Origin of the sequence: Burkholderia sp. 9775_39 (assembly GCF_015712225.1) — a bacterium.
Lineage (GTDB): Bacteria > Pseudomonadota > Gammaproteobacteria > Burkholderiales > Burkholderiaceae > Burkholderia > Burkholderia cenocepacia.
In genome coordinates, this window is record NZ_JACCQC010000022.1 from 51,471 (window position 1) to 69,700 (window position 18,230).

Annotated in this window: 17 protein-coding genes; 8 read left to right on the forward strand and 9 right to left on the reverse strand. The window is 67.8% G+C overall.

Features of this window, described 5'->3' with window-relative positions; genetic code table 11:
• Positions 1-236: 236 nt before the first annotated feature.
• A complete protein-coding gene (locus tag H0X90_RS26035) occupies positions 237-1,400 on the forward strand; it encodes a porin (protein WP_077189222.1) in 1,164 nt (387 codons plus the stop codon).
• A 66-nt stretch (positions 1,401-1,466) separates the two neighbouring features.
• Here H0X90_RS26035 and H0X90_RS26040 read toward each other — a convergent pair whose 3' ends face one another.
• The 4 genes from H0X90_RS26040 to H0X90_RS26055 all read right to left on the reverse strand — a co-directional run bounded on the left by H0X90_RS26040 (position 1,467) and on the right by H0X90_RS26055 (position 5,904).
• The gene (locus H0X90_RS26040; protein WP_077189221.1) at positions 1,467-3,914 is read right to left on the reverse strand and encodes a phosphocholine-specific phospholipase C; all 2,448 of its coding nucleotides are present in this window, start codon (positions 3,912-3,914) and stop codon (positions 1,467-1,469) included.
• Between the two features lie 41 nt (positions 3,915-3,955).
• On the reverse strand, positions 3,956-4,093 hold the full coding sequence (locus H0X90_RS35820) for a hypothetical protein (protein ID WP_226244975.1): 138 nt from the start codon (positions 4,091-4,093) through the stop codon (positions 3,956-3,958).
• Between the two features lie 168 nt (positions 4,094-4,261).
• The gene (locus H0X90_RS26050) at positions 4,262-4,939 is read right to left on the reverse strand and encodes an HAD family phosphatase (RefSeq protein WP_077189220.1); all 678 of its coding nucleotides are present in this window, start codon (positions 4,937-4,939) and stop codon (positions 4,262-4,264) included.
• A 23-nt stretch (positions 4,940-4,962) separates the two neighbouring features.
• Complete coding sequence (locus H0X90_RS26055; protein WP_034203411.1) at positions 4,963-5,904, reverse strand: choline ABC transporter substrate-binding protein; 942 nt, start codon at positions 5,902-5,904, stop codon at positions 4,963-4,965.
• Positions 5,905-6,171: 267 nt separating this feature from the next.
• On the opposite strand from H0X90_RS26055, the gene H0X90_RS26060 reads away from it, so the two are divergent.
• The 3 genes from H0X90_RS26060 (at position 6,172) to H0X90_RS26070 (ending at position 8,148) form a co-directional block, all read left to right on the forward strand.
• Positions 6,172-6,852, forward strand: a complete 681-nt coding sequence (locus H0X90_RS26060; RefSeq protein ID WP_006482226.1) for an MgtC/SapB family protein — start codon at positions 6,172-6,174, stop codon at positions 6,850-6,852.
• Positions 6,853-6,896: 44 nt separating this feature from the next.
• Positions 6,897-7,664 carry a DeoR/GlpR family DNA-binding transcription regulator gene (locus tag H0X90_RS26065; protein WP_006482225.1) on the forward strand — a complete coding sequence of 256 codons (768 nt, stop codon included), beginning with the start codon at positions 6,897-6,899 and terminating at the stop codon, positions 7,662-7,664.
• 160 nt (positions 7,665-7,824) lie between these two features.
• Entirely contained in the window at positions 7,825-8,148 is a 324-nt protein-coding gene (locus H0X90_RS26070) for a winged helix-turn-helix domain-containing protein (protein WP_006495828.1), read from the forward strand.
• A 30-nt stretch (positions 8,149-8,178) separates the two neighbouring features.
• Here the strand turns inward: H0X90_RS26070 and H0X90_RS26075 are convergent, their stop codons facing one another.
• From H0X90_RS26075 to H0X90_RS26095, 5 genes are all read right to left on the reverse strand, one after another.
• Complete coding sequence (locus H0X90_RS26075; protein ID WP_077189219.1) at positions 8,179-9,528, reverse strand: DUF2325 domain-containing protein; 1,350 nt, start codon at positions 9,526-9,528, stop codon at positions 8,179-8,181.
• Between the two features lie 119 nt (positions 9,529-9,647).
• Positions 9,648-10,196: a hypothetical protein gene (locus tag H0X90_RS26080; RefSeq protein WP_077189218.1), complete on the reverse strand. Its 549-nt coding sequence runs from the start codon at positions 10,194-10,196 to the stop codon at positions 9,648-9,650.
• 119 nt (positions 10,197-10,315) lie between these two features.
• Positions 10,316-11,797, reverse strand: coding sequence for an aldehyde dehydrogenase family protein (locus H0X90_RS26085; RefSeq protein WP_077189286.1), 1,482 nt, complete (start codon positions 11,795-11,797; stop codon positions 10,316-10,318).
• 22 nt (positions 11,798-11,819) lie between these two features.
• Positions 11,820-12,770 (reverse strand): agmatinase, encoded by a 951-nt coding sequence (gene speB / locus H0X90_RS26090; RefSeq protein ID WP_006495824.1) that lies wholly within the window; start codon positions 12,768-12,770, stop codon positions 11,820-11,822.
• Between the two features lie 154 nt (positions 12,771-12,924).
• Complete coding sequence (locus H0X90_RS26095; protein WP_034202856.1) at positions 12,925-13,809, reverse strand: helix-turn-helix transcriptional regulator; 885 nt, start codon at positions 13,807-13,809, stop codon at positions 12,925-12,927.
• 205 nt (positions 13,810-14,014) lie between these two features.
• Between H0X90_RS26095 and H0X90_RS26100 the strand changes: the two genes are divergently transcribed.
• From H0X90_RS26100 to H0X90_RS26115, 4 genes are all read left to right on the forward strand, one after another.
• Positions 14,015-14,359 (forward strand): cupin domain-containing protein, encoded by a 345-nt coding sequence (locus H0X90_RS26100; RefSeq protein ID WP_034202855.1) that lies wholly within the window; start codon positions 14,015-14,017, stop codon positions 14,357-14,359.
• 85 nt (positions 14,360-14,444) lie between these two features.
• Complete coding sequence (locus tag H0X90_RS26105; RefSeq protein ID WP_006495822.1) at positions 14,445-15,905, forward strand: FAD-binding oxidoreductase; 1,461 nt, start codon at positions 14,445-14,447, stop codon at positions 15,903-15,905.
• Between the two features lie 87 nt (positions 15,906-15,992).
• The gene (locus tag H0X90_RS26110; protein ID WP_059722277.1) at positions 15,993-17,183 is read left to right on the forward strand and encodes an MFS transporter; all 1,191 of its coding nucleotides are present in this window, start codon (positions 15,993-15,995) and stop codon (positions 17,181-17,183) included.
• 123 nt (positions 17,184-17,306) lie between these two features.
• Entirely contained in the window at positions 17,307-18,227 is a 921-nt protein-coding gene (locus H0X90_RS26115; RefSeq protein WP_012493096.1) for a LysR family transcriptional regulator, read from the forward strand.
• The last annotated feature ends 3 nt before the right edge of the window (positions 18,228-18,230 follow it).

Here is an 18,230-nt window from a genome sequence, read left to right on the forward strand (position 1 = left end):
CACGCATGCGCCACCGATGCGCACGCGTGCCGACGCCGCAACACGAGCGGCCGCCCTGCGGCATGCCGCTTCCGCAAGCCCACACCGGCATCGAAACGGAACATCGTGCACGCGCATGAGGCACGCGCGCGTCTGCCGGTGCGGGCTGGCGTTCGTCCGTCGTACGGTTTCTCGTCAACACGCCGCGCGTCCTGCCGCGACGCAGGCGCGCGCGTCCACAACAAAAAGGAAGCAACATGAAGAAGACCATCGTGGCCGCGGCTACACTCGGGATGTTCGGCACGGCCGCGCACGCGCAAAGCAGCGTCACGCTCTACGGGTTGATCGATGCGGGCGTCACGTATTCGAACAAGGTCGCGACGACGGGCGGGCACGGCAAGCTCGTCAAGTACGGCGACGGCGTCGCGTCGGGCAGCCGCTGGGGCATCCGCGGGAGCGAGGATCTCGGCGGCGGGCTGAAGGCGCTGTTCGTGCTGGAAAACGGCTTCAGCAGCGGCGACGGCTCGATCGGCCAGGGCGGGGCGCTGTTCGGCCGGCAGGCGTTCGTCGGGCTGTCGAAGAACGGCATCGGTTCGCTGACGTTCGGCCGTCAATACTCGTTCTCGACCGACTATATCGGCGCGAACTACACGATGGGCAGCCAGACGCCGGCCGGCAACTACGCGTATCACATCAACGATCTCGACCAGCTGACGTCGAGCCGCATCAACAACGCGGTGAAGTTCCAGAGCGCGAACTTCGCGGGCCTCACGTTCGGCGCGATGTACGGGTTCTCGAACTCGACGCAGTTCGCGGGCACGCCCACCACGACCGGCACGAACGGCGCGCAGGGTGCGTCGAGCGCGTACAGCTTCGGTGCGAACTACGCGCAAGGGCCGTTCGGCATCGGCGCCGCGTACACGAACATCCGCTTCCCGAACGGCGCGACGCCGGCGTTCGGCGTGAGCATCGCGAACATCAACACGTTCGGGTTGCGCGACCTCGAGACGGTCGGCGTCGGCGCGCGTTATGCGATCGCGGCGGGCCTCGTGTGGGCGAACTGGACGCATACAAAGTTCACGCCGCTGTCGGGCGAATCGTCGAAGCTGAACAACTACGAAATCGGCGGCCGCTATGCGTTCTCGCCGGCGTTGAGCGGCGGTCTCGGCTATACGTTCTCGAAGCTCGATGGCCGCTACGACGGCAAGTGGCACCAGGTCAACGCCGCGGTCGACTACGCGCTGTCGAAGCGTACCGACGTGTACGTGAGCGCGGCGTACCAGAAGGCGTCGGGCAGCAACACGATCAACGGCCGGGTCGTGCCGGTACAGGCTGAAATCGGCTCGTCGCCGTCGTTCGTCGGCAGCGCGGGCGCGAACACGCAGTTCGTCACGCGGATCGGCCTGCGTCACAAGTTCTGATCGCGTAGCCCGGGCGACCCGCCCGGCGGCGCGCATCGTGTTTGCGCGCCGCCGGGACGGGCGACGTCAGATACTGATCGCGACGGGGCCGGCGAGCGGCGTGTAGCCGTCGTCGAACAGGAACCACGTATCGTATTGGCCCGATGCGAGCGCGTTGTTCGCAGTCGACGAGAACAGCAGCGAGCCGGTGCTCTTGGGCAGGTACGCCCACGACTTGTAGCCGCCCTTGGTCGGCTGCGCGCCGCGCGGATAGATGCCGACCCAGTTCTTCGGGCTGTGGCGCCACGGCGGCACGACGTAGTCGAATCGCAGCGTGCCGTACGACGCACCCTGCGACGACAGTGCCGCGACGAACTTGCCGTTCGTATTGCCGATCGCCGAATCCGTCAGCAACGTGCCCGATTGCGCCTGGACGCAGCCGGCGATGCGGCGCAGGAAGCCAGGGTCGTTCGCATCGCGGATGCTCGCGTCGTACCAGCCGGCGTCGCCGTACCACGTGACGGTCCGCGTCGCGCCGGCCGGCACGCTGACCGACTGCGCGCTGTTCATTCCGTACGCGTTGTCGACGAGCTGGAACGTCGTCGCGCTGGCGCCGGCGGCATTGTCCAGCGTGATCAGCACGTTGCCGTTCTGCACGTCGTAGCAGAGGCTGACTTCGGCCGTCGAACCCGCGCTCCCCGCTGCGCCGATGTTGCCGCGCAACGTCTGCAGGAAACCGTTCGGGCCGTAGATCGAGTAGTCGTAGCCGCCACCCGAATTCAGCGCGAGCGCATCCGTGACGCACGTGCCCGTGCCGGCGCCGATCGTGTAGTGCCGCGGTATCGTGCTCGTGCCGTCGACCCACGCCTGCAGATGCACGGCGGCCGCGCCGGTATTCGTCATCGTCAACCCGAGCGTCTTGCCCGAGCGGTTGACCTTGCCCTGGACGAAGAACTCGTACGGCAGCCGGCACGCGGGAGTGCGGCCGGCCGTTTGTGCCGGCACCGCGGTGGTGGTGGCAGGGGGAATCAGGACCGTCGAGCCGTTCGGGTCCATGTTGCTGGTCGCGGCCGGGATCGCGGGAATCGTCTGGTCCGGATTCGCGAAATCGAATGCCGAAGTGAGATCGCCGCACACGGCACGCCGCCACGGTGTGATGTTGGTTTCCTGCAGCCCGAAGCGTGCTTCGAGGAAGCGGATCACCGACGTATGGTCGAACACCTGAGAGTTGACCTTGCCGCCTTTCGACCACGGCGAGATCACGAACATCGGCACGCGCGGGCCGAGCCCGATCGGCGTGTCGCCGCTCGCCGAGCCGTCCGATGCGGCGCCGCCGCCCGCGACGAATTCAGCGGCGGTCGAGACCGTCGAGCGGCCGGTGCCGGCGGCGGCGCTCGCCGGAACGGCCGGCGGCACGTGATCGAACAGGCCGTCGTTCTCGTCGTACATCACGAGCAGCACGGTGCTGGCCCACACGGCCGGATTCGACGTCAGCGCATCGAGCACGTTGCTCACGTACCATTCGCCGCCGCTCGCGGCCCACGACGGATGCTCGCAATAGGCGTAAGGCGCGGCGATCCACGACACCTGCGGCAGCGTGCCGTTCGCGACGTCGGCCCGCAGCTGGCTGAAGAGATTCGTGTCGTATTCCTTGCCGCCGCCGGTCGGATCGATCTGCGTGCCGTTGAGCGCCGGCGCGAGCGGATCGTTGGCGCCGAGGTTCTGGTACTGCCGGAAGTTCAGGATGACGTTGTCGCCGTAGTTGCCGTTCCACCAGAGATCGCGCTTCGAGCCGTTGTATTCGCCGTAGCCGTGACTGGCGTCGAGCCCGTTGCCCTTGTCCTGGTAGAACTTCCACGTGACGCCGGCCGTGTTCAGGCGTTCCGGCATCGTGGTCCAGCCGGTGCCGGTCATCGTGTTGTTCGTGTAGGGCGAATAGCCGGCGACGTTGCCGCAGCAGCCGGTCCACAGATACAGGCGGTTCGGGTCCGTCGGGCCGAGCATCGAGCAGTGGTACGCGTCGCACACGGTGAAGGCGCTCGCCAGCGCGTGGTAGAACGGGATGTCGTTCTGCGTGAAGTAGTACATCGTGCCGCTGGTTTTGGCGCCGACCCAGTTGTCGTAGCGGCCGTTGTTCCATGCGCTGTGCGTGCCATTCCAGCTGTGATCGAGATCGCCGTAGTACGTGTCGCCGTTCGCGACGCCGGAAACGGGCGGCGACGGGTTGAACGGAAACACGTAGGACAACGGCGCCGGCTGGCGCCACACCGGGTAGCCGCTGGAAATCACGACCGGCCGCGGATCGCCGAAGCCGCGTGCGCCGCGCAGCGTGCCGAGATAGTGGTCGAACGACCGGTTTTCCTGCATCAGGATGACGACGTGCTTGACGTCCTGCAGGGTGCCGGTGACGCTCGCCGCCGGAATCGACTGCGCGCGCAGGATGCTTTCGGGCAGCATGCCGGTCACCGCGGTGGCGCCGGCGAGTTTCAGCGCGTCGGCAAGGAACCGACGTCGTGTCGTGGGTGTGTTTTGCATGATCGCTCTCTGTCGTGGGTGACGGATGGGGCGTGCGTCGGTCAGTGGCACGCGGTCGCGCAATGCACGACCGGCGCGGACGTCGAGGCCGGCGCCGATGCCCGCGCGGCGGCGATGTTGCCGGCCGGGCTCGAATCGCCGTCGCCGCAACCGGCCAGCGTGCACAGGAGCGCGATCATGAAAACGCCGCGCCAGTGCGGAATACGGCTTGCCGCAGGGCGAGGCGGGACGGTTCGTGGATGACCCTGATCGAGTCGGATTCCTGAATGATTGGAATGAATGCTGCGTATTCCGTATTTCATTTCCCCTCCAGACATGAAAATGGACAGCAGAGCATATCGCCCGAATCAGAACAACTTCATGACAGGCCAGCCGCGCGTGCCGGCCACCCCGGAAAGCTTCGCGTCGGGATTGGTCGCGACCGGATGCGTGACGTAGTCGAGCAGCGGCACGTCGTTGATCGAATCGCTGTAGAAGTAGGTCCGTTCGAAATCGGAAGCCGCGTAGCCGAGCGAGGCCAGCCACGCGGCCGTGCGCACGATCTTGCCTTCGCGGAAACTCGGCACGCCGATGCTGCGCCCGGTGAACCGCCCGGCCGGCGTGCCGTCGTCGGTGTCGAGCTCGATGCCGAGCAGATGCTCGATCCCGAACTCGGCCGCGATCGGTCGCGTGACGAAGACGTTGGTGGCCGTCACGATACAGCAGAGGTCGCCGTTCTCGCGATGCCGGTCGACCAGCGCGCGCGCCTGCGGCGTGATGGCCGGCCGGATCACTTCGTCCATGAACTGCGCATGCCAGCGTTCGAGCTGCTCGCGCGGGTAGCGCGTGAGCGGCGCGAGCGTCACGGCGAGATACGCGTCCATGTCGAGCGTGCCGGCCGCATAGTGGCCGTAGTGCTCGTCGATCAGCGCCGTGTGCGCGTCGTCCTCCTCCCCGACCCGCGTGATGAAGCGGCTCCAGGCCTGGTCGCTGTCGAGCGGCAGCAGCGTGTGATCGAGGTCGAACAGCGCGAGATTCTTGTGCATGAGTGGTTCCTTGTATCGCGTCGTCACGCGCCGATGAGTTTGTCGATCGCGTCCTTCGCGTTCTTCCCGTCGATGGTCGTGACGCCGTCGAGCCACTTCGACAGCACGCCGGGGTTCTTCTTCGCCCATTCCTTCGCGACCGCGATCGGGTCGGCGTGATTCATGATCGGCGCCATCAGCTGGTTCTCCTCGTCGGTCGTGAATGTCAGGTTGGTCAGCAGCCGGCCGACGTTCGGGCAGCGTTCGAGATAGCCGGGCGAGACCAGCGTATAGACCTTCGCGGAGCCGTAGTTCGGGCCGAACACGGTGTCGCCGCCGTCGAGATACGCGATCTTGTATTGGAGGTTCATCGGATGCGGCTCCCACGCGAGGAACACGATCATCCGGTGCTCCTGCACCGCGCGCGTCACCTGCACGAGCATCCCGGCTTCGCTCGATTCGACCAGCTTGAAGCCGCCCAGCCCGAACTCGTTCTTGTCGATCATTCGCTGGATCAGCGCGTTGCCGTTGTTGCCCGCGCCGATCCCGTAGATCTTGCCGTCGAGCTGGTCGCGAAACCGGGCGATGTCGGCAAAGCGCTTGAGGCCCTTGTCCGACGCGTATTGCGGCACGGCCAGCGTGTAGCGCGCGCCGACCAGGTTCGGCTGCGGCAGCAGGTGAACGGCGCCGGCGTCGACGAACGGTTTCACCGTCGGCGTCATGCTCGGATCCCAGTAGCCGAGGAAGGCATCGATCTGCGCCTTCTTCACGCCGGCCAGCACGATCGGCGGCGACGCGATCGTCTTGGTGGCCTCGTAGCCGAGCCCGTCCAGCAGCATCATCGCGACGCCGGTGGTGGCCGCGATGTCGCTCCAGCCGACGTCGCCGAGCGTCACCTTCCTGCACACGTCGCCTTCCGACGCGTGAGCGGGGGCCGTTGCCAGCGCCGTCAGCAACGTTGCAGCCAGCATCCATGCCTTCTTCATCATGTCGGTCTCCTAAGCAGTGTTCCGGATCGTGTTACCTGATTGGTCTGACGATTGATCGTGTGGATCGGATGAAACAAACAAACTTGGGTCTGGCTTTGTCGTTTTGCGTACCGTATATTAGAACGCACAAAATCGCAAGATCGCACAAAAATACAAATCGTCGGGTGGCCCGTGCGACGTGGGCGGGACGAGGGCAGGGAAAGTCGGGGCGGCCCGTACGGGCTGCGCGTCATCGAGTGGAACCGCAGGACAAGGAGACTTCGCATGATCAGTCAGCTGGAAATCATTGCCCGCCTGTTGCTGGCGGCCTTGCTCGGCAGCCTCGTCGGCATCGAGCGCGAACGGCTGTCGTGGGCGGCCGGGTTGCGCACGCACATGCTGGTGGCTGTGGGGGCCGCGCTCGTGATGGTCGTGTCGGCGTTCGGCTTCGCCGACATCCAGGACGCGAAGAACGTGTCGCTGGACCCGTCGCGCGTCGCCGCGCAGGTCGTGTCGGGCATCGGCTTTCTGGGCGCGGGGTCGATCATGCTGCGCGGCGAGATCATCCGCGGGCTGACGACCGCCGCGAGCCTGTGGGTCGTCGCGGCGGTCGGGCTCGCCGTGGGCGGCGGGATGTACGTGGCCGCGATCGCCGCGACCGCGATCGTGCTGGCGATCCTGGCCGGGCTGAAGCCGATCGAGAAGCGCTTCTTCGCGACGCGGCAGCGCTGGGGCGTGCGCATTCTCGCGAGCCGCGGCGCGGTGAAGCTCACGTCGCTGCAGGCGATGCCCGGCATCGACCAGGCACGGATCGTCCGGTTCATCATCGAGCAGGACGACGCGACGCCCGACGACGATCGCATCCATGTGGTGTTTTCGAAGATGACGAGCGGCGAGTTCCAGGTGGCGCGTCAATCCCTGCAGACCCTCGCCGGCATCAAAAAATTGGAGGAAAGCGCTGGGTAGACGGTCATTCGAATAATATTGACGAACATTTCCGAGGACATTTCATGTGGCAAGAAGAGCGATACCAGAGGATTCGGCTTCTGTTATCGAAGATGCAGCGCGTTTCCACCGACCGGATCATGGCCGAGCTGAACGTGTCGCGCGAAACCGTGCGCCGCGATCTGGTCGATCTCGAGGCGCTCGGTGAACTGAAGCGCGTGCACGGCGGCGCGGTGCAGGTCGGCGACGAAGCGCCGATCGCCGAGCGTGCGCAGACGCACGTGAAGGCGAAGCTGGCGATCGCCCGCGCGGCCGCCCGGCTGGTGTCGGGCTCGCAGACGCTGTTCATCGACGCGGGCACGACCACGACGCTGCTGGCCGAGGAACTGGCGAAGCTGTCGGGCCTCACGATCGTCACGAATTCGATCGACGTCGCGCTGAAGATGCGCTCGGGCGACCCGGCGCAGGCGAAGAACGAAACGATCCTGCTCGGCGGGATGATCGGCAGCCGCGCGGCGGCGACGGTCGGCGACGGCACGGTCGCCGAAATCTTCCGCTATCGCGCCGATCTCGCGTTGCTGTCGCCGGTCGGCGTCGACCACGTGCGCGGCGCGACGAACTACGACCGGATGGAAACCGAAGTGGCGCGCGCGATGGTCAGCAACGCGGCGGAAGTCGCGATCCTCGCCGATTTCAGCAAGCTCGGCACGAACAGCCGGATCGGCTTCTGCGAACCGGCGCGGATCGGCACGCTGGTCACCGACCAGAAAGCGGAGTCGGTCGACAGCTACAAGAACATCCGGAAGGTCATCAAGAACATCGTGCTGTCCTAGGCGGCTGGCGGGCATCGTCGCGCGCGTGCCCGAGGGCTGAACCAGGCAGGTGGGCGGCCGGCATTCGCCGTGCCGGCCATCGTGTATGCTTGCCCGCATCGATCTAACGGCGGACAACATGAAGACTTCGGCACACCCCAAGCCTGAGGTGCGGTTCAGGATGCGTATCCAGCAGGCCGACACGATCGCGCTCGGCCCGGGCAAGGTCGCGCTGCTCGAAGCGGTGCGCGAGCACGGCTCGATTTCGGCGGCGGCGCGCAGCCTGAACATGTCGTACCGGCGTGCGTGGCTGCTGATGGACGAGCTGAACCGTTCGCTGAAATCGCCGGCGACGGTGTCCGAGCATGGCGGCCAGAGCGGCGGCGGCAGCGTGCTGACGCCGGTCGGCGAGGAAATCATCCGTCTTTATCGCGGGATCGAGGCGCGCGCGTACGCGGCTTGCGCGGACGAGATCGCCGCGCTCACGAAAATGGTGCGGCGCTGAAGGGTGCGTCGCGCTGACGTGCGCGCCGGCCTACCCGTGCCGCAGGCAGAAGCGTGACGACGTATCGCTCGCGGCGGCATTCGGCATGATGACGTCGCGCGCCTGCGCATCGAGCCGCCCGATCAATTCGACGAAGCTCGCCACGCTGGCGGTCCGCAGCGGGTAGTACGCGATGTGATGCCGCTCGCAGGTGCGCTTGAGCAGGTTCATCGAATCGTGGTCGATGCAGTCGACCGGAAACACGACCATCCGCGCGCCTGGCAGCGCCGCGGCCAGCAAGCCCTTGCGATCCTCGATGCCGCCGTCGTGCAGCGTTACTTCGCCGCCCGCGGTTTCGACGATCCGCCGGATCGCGCGGTTCGAGCCGGGCCGTCCGCCGACATAGACGACGCGCGTGCCCCGCAGTATCGACAGCGAATGCGCCGCGTGTTCGGCCGGGTCGTCCGTCGACGCCTGCACCGCCTGTTCGAGCGCGCTTGCTTCGGCGCGCAGCGTCTTGACCATCGCCATCAGGTCGTCGAGCCGCGCGCGCATCGCACGGGCGCTTGCCTGTTCCGCGGCGATCCGCTGCTCGGCCGCCTCGCGGCGGCTCGTGTGCAGCGCGAGCCGCTCGTCGCGCGCCGCCAGCGCTTCGTGCAACGCGTGTACTTCGTCGCGCAGCACGCGTTCGGCCGCAAGCGGTGGCGCGTGCCGGTGCGCGTGGAGCGCATCCCGCTCCTGCAGCGCCACGTCGCGCTGCGTGCTCATTTCGTGCAGGCGTGCCTGCTGTCGTTCGAGCTTCGCGTGCAGTTCCGCGTTCTCCCGTTCGAGCGCGACCAGCCGCCGGATATCGGCGCGATTGGCCGCGCCGACCAGATGCGACAGCATGTGCACGTCGCCGAACGCGACCTGGCGCACGGCCATCGTCGCGCGCGGATGCGTCATCAGCGCCCAGTACGCCGGGGGAATGTCGCCGCTCGCGAGCGCGTCCTTCCAGCGCGCGACGAGTGCGTCCGCGTCCTTCGCGCCGTCGAATGCGCGGATCGCTCCGGCATAACGCTCGTCGAGCGCCTTGTGCAACGCCTTGGCGCCGGCCGTGCCGCCGATCGCGAGTTCGACGGCCGCGTGATGGATCTCCAGATCGGTCGCGCGCTGACGGTCGACATCGGCGAATTTCGGCACCAGCTTGCGCAGTTCGTGCGTGGTCAGGCACGTGCCGATGATCGAGCAGTACAGGTTCGCGTCGAGTTCGGACAGGCGCGCGCGGCGCGTCAGTTCGACCTGTTGCGCGCGGGACGGCGCGCAGCAGGCGTCGATCCGCGTGCCGGCTGCCGCGGGCGAATGGCCGCCGGGCGACGAGAGGTCCGCCGTGCGGGCCAGGCGAAAGGGCGGAGCGTGCATGTTGACCTCGATCCGGCACGATCGGGCCGGAGACGGATACGCGAAAGATGGCTCGAAATATACCACGGAATATAACGAGGCCGATGCCGGGGAAATACCGGGCAACGGGGATCGCGCGGTCAGCAGAGCGCCGTTGAACGGTCGATCGGCTGCGGCACGACGGCAGGCGCAGCGGGCGGAACCGGGGGCGATGCCGAGGCCGGCGCATGGCGCGCGATCACGGATTCGACGCACAACCCGACGAACAGCACGTCGACGCGCTCCAGCGCGATGACCGCGCGGCGCATCGCGGCCGGGTCGTTGCTGAACGCATCGGAAAACACGTCGTCGCGCGTGCGTTCGAGGCGGCGCGCGTGGCCGATCGCGCGTTCGAGTTCGGAGAGCCGCGTGAAGCGGGCGGTACGCGCTTCGTGTTCGAGCATCGACAGCAATTCTCGAAGGCCCATGGCCGACAGTGCGTCGTCCGGCATGGCTTCGGCGTGCGCGGCCGAGAACATCCGGATGAAACGTGCGACGCTGCCGCGCAGGCGACGGAACGCATCGACGACATCGGTGACCTGCTGCGCCCGCGCGTCGCTCGACAGCGGCTTGAGCGCGCTGATCTTGCGCGCGAACGGCTGTTCCCGGGCGCCGTGCAGCGGGGTGCGATCCGTCGCCGTGCGGGTCATGATGGTGCTCCGGGTATGCAGGTCTCGATATATTCTACGGAATATATCGAATTCGCAAAAAAAGGCGATACCGTCGCCGCGCGACACGGTATCGCCCACGACTCGAACGGCCGCACCGGTCAGTCGATCGCGCGCATCGCGTGGCGCAGTTCCTGATAGCTGCGCAGCCCCGCGACGCCGAGTTCGCGCCCGATCCCGCTGAGCCCGAAGCCGCCCCAGCACACGTGCGGGTAGATCAGCTGCGGCGCGTTGATCCACACGAGCCCCGCGCGCACGCGCCGCTGGAACCGCCGTGCGACGGCCGCATCGCGCGTGACGACGGTCGCGACGAGCCCGTAGCGCGTGTCGTTCGCGAGCGCGATCGCTTCGTCATCGGTGCGGAACGATTTCACGCACGCGACGGGGCCGAACACTTCGTCGGTCCATAGCGGGTTGTCCGCGGCCGGTTCGGCGATCACGACGGGCGCCATGAAGAAGCCGGCGCCGCCGGCGTCCGCGACGCGGCCGCTGAACGCGATGCGTGCGCCCGCATCGACGCCGTGTTCGAGCATCGCCTCGACTCGCGCGCGGTGCGCGGCCGAGATCAGCGGCCCCATCGCGACCTGGTCGGTGCCCGGCGGCGCGACGACGAGCGCGCGCACGGCCGTCTCGAACGCGGCCATGAAGCTGCGATAGAGGCTGTCGTGCACGAGGATGCGCGCGGTGGCCGAGCACATCTGGCCGGCGTTGGTGAACGCGCCCGCCACGGCGAGCGACACCGCGACATCGAGATCGGCATCGTCGCGCACGATCAGCGACGACTTGCCGCCGAGTTCGAGCGTCACGCGCTTCATGTCGATGGCCGCGGCCTGCATCACCTTGCGGCCGGCCGCCGTGCTGCCCGTAAACGAAATCTTGTCGATCAGCGGATGCGCGGTCAGCGCCGCGCCGATCTCGGCGTCGCCGTTCACGACGTTGACGACGCCGGCCGGCACACCCGCTTCGATGACGATGTCGAGCAGCGCATGCTCGGTCGGCGACGTGAGCTCGGACGGCTTCAGCACGACCGCGCAGCCGGCCGCGAGCGCGGGCGCGAGCTTCCATGCGGTCGTGACCATCGGGAAATTCCACGGCATCACCAGCGCGGCGACGCCGACCGGATCGTGGAAGCGTTCGGCCGTGACGGCGTCGCTCGGCAACGCAACCGGTTCGGCCGCGAACAGCGCCGGGTCTTCGCACAGCTTCGCGTAGTACGCGAAGGTCGCGACGACATCGCCGACGTCCGCGTCGGCCTCGAACGGCGGCTTGCCGCTCACCTGCATCTGCAACGCGGCGAGACGCTCGCGCGCGGCGTCGACCCGCCCGGCGATCGCCGCGAGCACGCGGCCGCGCTCGGCGGGCGGCGTATAGCGCCAGCCGGCGAACGCGTCGCGCGCGGCGCGCACCGCGGCGTCGACGTGCGCGGGCGTCGCGAATTCCTGCCAGCCGATCGTATTGCCGGTCGATGCGTTGAAGACCGGCGCGCCGATCGTGTCGGAATGCGTGCGCACCGGCTGGCTGGCGATGCGCGCGGCGGGCAGCACGAACGGGTGCGTGGAACGGGAAAGTTCGGCGGTGGACATGACGGTCATCCTGTCGATCGGGTTAGCGGTAGGCGACGCCCGGCATCACGCAGAGCATTTCGAACGCGAGGTTCGCGCCGGTGAGCGCGGTGGTGCCGGCCGGATCGTACGGCGGCGATACTTCGACGAGGTCCGCGCCGACGATGTTCAGGCCCTTCATGCCGCGCACGATCTCCAGGCCCTGTTGCACGGTCAGGCCGCCGATTTCCGGCGTGCCGGTGCCCGGCGCGAACGACGGGTCGAGGCCGTCGATGTCGAAGCTCAGGTACACCGGCGTGTCGCCGACGCGTTCGCGCACCTGCGCCATCAGCGGCGCGAGCGACTTGTTCCAGCAGTCTTCCGCCTGCACGACGGTGAAACCCTGCTGCCGGCACCAGTCGAAATCGTCCGCGTGGTAGCCGGTGCCGCGCAGGCCGATCTGCGTGACCTTGTCGCATTGCAGCAGGCCGTCTTCCACCGCGCGGCGGAACGGCGTGCCGTGCGCGATCTTCTCGCCGAACATCGTGTCGTTCACGTCCGCGTGCGCATCGACGTGCACGACCGCGACCTTGCCGTACTTCCGGTGCAATGCGCGCAGGATCGGCCACGCGATCGTGTGATCGCCGCCGAGCGTGATCGGCCGGCAGCCGTTCGCGACGATCGCGTCGTATGCCTCCTCGATGCGGCGCACCGAGTCCTTCAGGTCGTACGGGTTGGTCGCGACGTCGCCGATGTCGGCCACCTGCAGCGAATCGAACGGCGCGGCGCGCGTGGCCATGTTGTACGGGCGCAGCAGCACGGATTCGGTGCGGATCTGGCGCGGGCCGAAGCGCGCGCCCGAGCGGTTCGACGTGCCGAGATCGAGCGGCACGCCGACGAAGCACGCGTCGAGCCCGTCGGTCGTCGTGGCCTGCGGCAGCCGCATCATCGTGGCGATGCCGCCAAAGCGCGGCATCTCGTTGCCGCCCATCGGTTGGTTCAGTTCGCGGGGCATGGGGCCGTCTCCTCTTTTTGGTGTCAAGCGATCGGCCGATGGTAGAGGAGAACGCACGCGCGAAGATCCTGAAGTCGCAACGTTTACATCGACCGGGCTCGATGCAAGTGGCGCCGCCGCATCGACGCGGCGCGACCGAACGCGGCGGCGCGGGTCAGCGCGGGATGGCCGGCGGTGCGTCGTCGTCGTGCGCTCCGGCGGCGGGAAGCGCGGCTGCCGCCGACCCCCATGCGGCGAGTTCGCGCTTGGTGCGCACGCCGAGCTTCGCGAAGGCACGCTTCACGTACGACTCGGCCGACGCGACGCGCACGCCGAGAATCGCGGCGGCTTCGGGCACGGTCTTGCCGGACAGCAGGTGCTTGCAGGTCTCGTATTCGCGTTTCGACAGCTTCACGTCGCCGGCCGCGAGCCGCGCGTCGAATTGCGCGAGCGGATGGACGTCGGGCGTGGGGTGCGCGATGCGCCGCGCGGCGGTGGTCGACGCATGCAGTTCGAGCAGCGGGAACAGCACGTCGCTGATGCTGCGGAAGCGGTTCATCTCGGCGAGCGTGAACGGCGGACGGTCGCGGCCGCGCTCCAGCGCGATCGAATGCTGCGAATAGCGCGTGCCGCGTGCGAGCACGCATTCGTGACCGATATGCACGTCGTCGTAGATCCGCTGGCGGAATTCGCCGGGCGGGATCGCCGCGATGTCGCGCACGACCAGCATCGTGCCGGTCTTGCCGCGCAGCCCCGCGAACAGCGGGTCGCTGTCGAGAAAGCGCTCGTAGTAGAGCGTCATCACGTCGGAGATTTCGGTGGCTTCGGTCCCGATGCCGCTGCTGCCGATCCATTCGCAGCGGTAGCCGGTGGGCATCGTGCCGTCGACGCGCGAGCGTTCGACGTGCGCGACGTCGAGCGGCACGACGTCGTTCAGCAGTTGCGTGAGGCGCGGCACGAAATGCGGCGTGCCGACCGTCTCGATCAGCTCGCCCAGCGCCTTGAACGACACGTTGAAATGGTCGTCGTCGCGGTGGAAGGGGTTCACGTTGAGCAGCATGCGGGTCCCAGGAACCGGCCCTTGAAGCGGCGCGATTGTAGCGATCCGCGCCCGAAAAGGTCATTAGGGGAATTACCGTACGGAGTCCTGCTGCCTCGCGTACCCCCGAAAACGCGGCTTGTCCCCCCCGAAGGGGGGCATACCGGGGCAGTGTAAATGAGTAACTTTGTCTCTGCTTTTTTCAATCGAGAGACGAAAGATTCAGATGACCAAACTGATCAAGGACATCCTGCCGCTGGGCGCAGGCGTGGGCGAATTCACGAAGCTCGACTTCGGGATGGACGAAAGCGACTGGCGCGCGGCCGAAGGCAGGAGCGGCAACTACATCGTCGGCTGGTGGGAGGGCAAGGCCGGCTCGGTGGAGTTTCCGGAAACGGCAGCCGACGAAGCGGTGTGGCTCGTCGAGGGCCGGATCGCGCTGACCGACGTCGAGGGCAATCGCAAGGAATTCACGCCGGGCCAGGGCTATCTGCTGCCGGCCGGTTTCGCGGGCCGATGGGAGACGATCGAGGACGCGAAGAAGTTCTACGTGCTGCTCGAGCAGTCGTGATGTCGGAAACCGCCGCCGCGGCGTCGTCGTCCGTGTGACGCGAACCCGGCGGCGGTTTCGTTTTTCGCGTGTGATGGCTGGGATCATGGAAATGGAAGTCAACGAAGCAAAACGGACCGCGCCGGTCGACGCGCACGCGCTGCGCGGCGCGCCGGTCGCGCTGGGCGTCGAAGCGGCGCTCGCGAATACGAAACTGTTCCCGTACTGGCTCGACAACCCGGCCGCGCCGGCCGCCGAGCCGGCCCTCGTCGGCGACGTGACGGCCGACCTGCTGATCGTCGGCGGCGGCTTCACGGGGCTGTGGTCGGCCGTGCAGGCGAAAGAACAGATGCCGCACCTGAACGTGGTGCTGATCGAGGCCGGCAAGGTCGCGCACGGCGCATCGGGCCGCGCGGGCGGGATCATCTCGACGTCGGTGATGCACGGGCTGCCGAACGCGGTGCGCGTGTTCCCGAACGATATCGCGCAGCTCGAAGCGTTCGGACACCGCAACCTCGACGGTTTCGAGGAAACGCTGAAGCGTTACGACATCGATGCCGACATCGAGTGGAACGGCGAGATGACGGTCGCGGTCGATCCCGGGCACCTCGTGCACTTGAAGGGCGACTACGACCTGCATCGCGAATACGGCCACGACGTCGTGCTGCTGAACCGCGACGAAACACTCGCGCAACTGAATTCGCCGCTGTTCGCGGGCGCGCTGTGGTCGCGCAACCGCAGCGGCATCGTGCATCCGGCGAAGCTCGCATGGGGGCTGAAGCGCGCGGCGCTGCAGCTCGGCGTGACGCTGTACGAGCACACGCCGCTCACGAGCGTGACCGACGAAGGCAGCACGGTGTTCGTGAAGACGCCGAAGGGCAGCGTGCGCGCGCCGCGCGTCGTGTTCGGCAGCGGCACCGCGAAGGTCGGGATTCCCGACATCAACCGGCGCGTGATGCAGGTGCGCGACCACGTGCTCGCGACCGAGCCGCTGACGGACGCGCAACTCGCGCGGATCGGCTGGAAGAACCGCCAGGGCGTGTACGACACGCGCACGCAGCTCAACTACTTCCGGCTGACGAAGAACAACAACATCATCTTCGGCGGCCTGGTCAGCTATCACTTCGACGGTGACCCGGAGCCGCATCAGGACGGCCGGCGCGAAACCTACTACCGGCTCGCGGAAGCGTTCTACCGCACGTTCCCGCAACTGAGCGACGTGCGCTTCTCGCACGCGTGGGGCGGCCCGATCGACTACTGCTCGCGCGGCTCGGTGTTCGCGAAGCGCTATCTCGGCGACAAGGCCGTGTTCGTCGCCGGCTATACGGGCTTCGGCGTCGCGGCGAGCCGGTTCGGCGCGTTCATGGGGCTGAACATCCTGTTCGACCGCGACAGCCCGGAGCGCAAGCTCGACATCGCGAACCAGAGCCCGAGCTACATCCCGCCGGAGCCGATGCGCTGGGTCGCCGCGAAGATCACGTTCCATGCGTTCGACGGCGCGGATGCCGAAGGCGGCTGGAAGCGTGCGTGGATCAGCGGCCTCAAGGCGATGGGCTTCCCGATGTAAGCGACACGGCGGCCCCGCGCGGGCCGCCGCCATGACACGCTCCCCCGAGGAGACGGTCCGCACGGCGGACACGGAGAGAGACACCCCATGAACGTTGTGAACCTGCAGGATGAAGCGCGGCAGGAAAGCGCGCTGTTCGTCGTCGTGATGCTGCTGCTCGGCATGCTCGGGCCGACGGTCTTTCTCGGTCTGCCCGCGATCGTCGGGCAGGTCGAGCGCCATTGGGGCTTCGGCGAAGCGGCGCTCGGGCTGTCGAGCTTCATCGAGGTGCTCGGCGAATCGACGGGCACGCTGCTCGTCGCATTCGTGCTCGGCCGCCAGCCGGTGCGGCTCGTGCTCGCGGGCGCGGTGACGCTCGCGGCCGGCGCGAATCTCGGCACGCTCGCGACGCACGGGCTCGTCGCGTATTCGACGTTGCAGTTCGTCGCGGGCGTCGGGTCGGGCGGGCTGAACGGCATCGCGCTGCGCTACCTGTCGTATTCGCGCGCGCCGGAGCGCAATCTCGGGATCATGCTGATGGGGCAGGTGATGTGGAGCATGGTGCTGCTCGCTTATATCTTCCCGCTGCTGAGCGGCACGTGGGGCGCGTATGGGGTGTTCGGCTTCGTGGCCTGCGTGCTCGGCATGTTCGTGCTCGCGACGCCGCTGTTTCGCCGCGGCGAAACGATGGCCGCGCCGACGCCGGCCGGCGCCGTCGGCGGCATCGACCGCAAGGGCGCGATGCTCGTGCTGTGCGCGCAGCTCGCGCTGTACGGCGGCGTCGGCGTCGTGTGGACCTTCCTCGAGAAGATCGGTACCGATGCGGGCCTGAGCGGCCGGTCGGTCTCGCTCGTGCTCGGCGTCGCGAACGTCGCGAGCCTCGTGATCTGCGCGGCGATGCCGAAGCTCGGCGCCGGCGCGGGCCTGCGCCGCTGGACGCTGATGAATCTCGGCGGCTGCGCGGTCGCGGCGGTGCTGCTCGCGATGCCGGCGTCGGTCGCGACGTTCACGCTCGGCGCGATCGTGTTCATCGGCTGCTGGACCGGCGGCGCGCTGCTGATCTACGCGACGATTCCGCAGTACGACCTGATCGGCAAGTCGGCCGCGCTGTCGCCGGGCTGCGTCGCATTGGGCTATGGCGTCGGCTCGGTCGCGGGCGGCTCGCTGATCGAACGTGCGGGCACGCAGTCGGCGCTGTTCGCGGCGATCGTGCTGTGCGCGGTCGCGTTCCTCTGTTACGGGCGGCTGCGGCCGGCCGTGTTCGGCATGGCGCGCCCGCTCGCGGTGGCGCCCGAGTGACGGTTGCGACGCGCGCCGCTGCCGATGGCGGCGCGGGTCAGGTTCGGTTCATCGGCGAAGGCGGTCAGGCAGCGCACGATTCGCGCCGTGCCGGCCATGCGTACACGGGCAGCGGCTTCCAGCATGTTTTCGAATACCACCGATCTCGATCTCCGGCTCATCCGGGTCTTTCTGGCCGTCGTCGACGCACGCGGCATCACCGCCGCCGAGGCGTCGCTCGGCGTGCGGCAGTCGACCATCAGCACGCAGCTGTCGGCGCTCGAAGCGCGCGTCGGCTTCAAGCTGTGCGATCGCGGGCGCGGCGGCTTTCGCCTGACGTCGAAGGGCGAACGTTTCGCGGCCACCGCGCGCACGCTCGTCGCGGCGACGTCCGAATTCGTCGCGCGCGTGCGCGACATCGACCGCAAGCTGGTCGGCACGCTGTCGATCGGCTTGATCGGCCAGGCGCCGCTCGTCGAGAACGCGCGCGTGGCCGACGCGATCGGCGCGTTCCGCCAGCGCGACCAGGCCGTCACGTTCGCGATGAAGGTCGCGTCGCCGCAGGAGCTCGAGGAAAGCCTCGTCAACAACCAGCTCGATCTCGCGATCGGCTATTTCTGGCATCGCGTGCCGGGCCTGCTCTACACGCCGCTGTTCACCGAGCAGCAGGTGATCTACTGCGGGCGCGGGCATCCGCTGTTCCATGCGTCGCGGCCCGTGACGGCCGACGATCTGCAACTGCACGACTGGGTATGGCGCACCTATCCGGTGCCGGAGGAGCAGTATCCGCTGCCCGAGCGGCGCGTGACCGCGAGCGCGGACAGCATCGAGGCCGCGACGATCCTGATCCTGTCGGGCGGCCATCTCGGCTACCTGCCCGCGCATTACGCGGAGCCGTTCGAGCAGCGCGGGCTCGTGAAGGCGGTCGGCCGCGCGACGTTCAGCTTCGACGTGCCGCTGCATCTCGCGATGAAGCGCAGCACGAGCGACAAGCCGATCGTCGACGCGTTCTGCGAGGACCTGCTGCGCGCGTTCAACATCAAGGCGGCCGCGCTCGCCGCGTAGGTT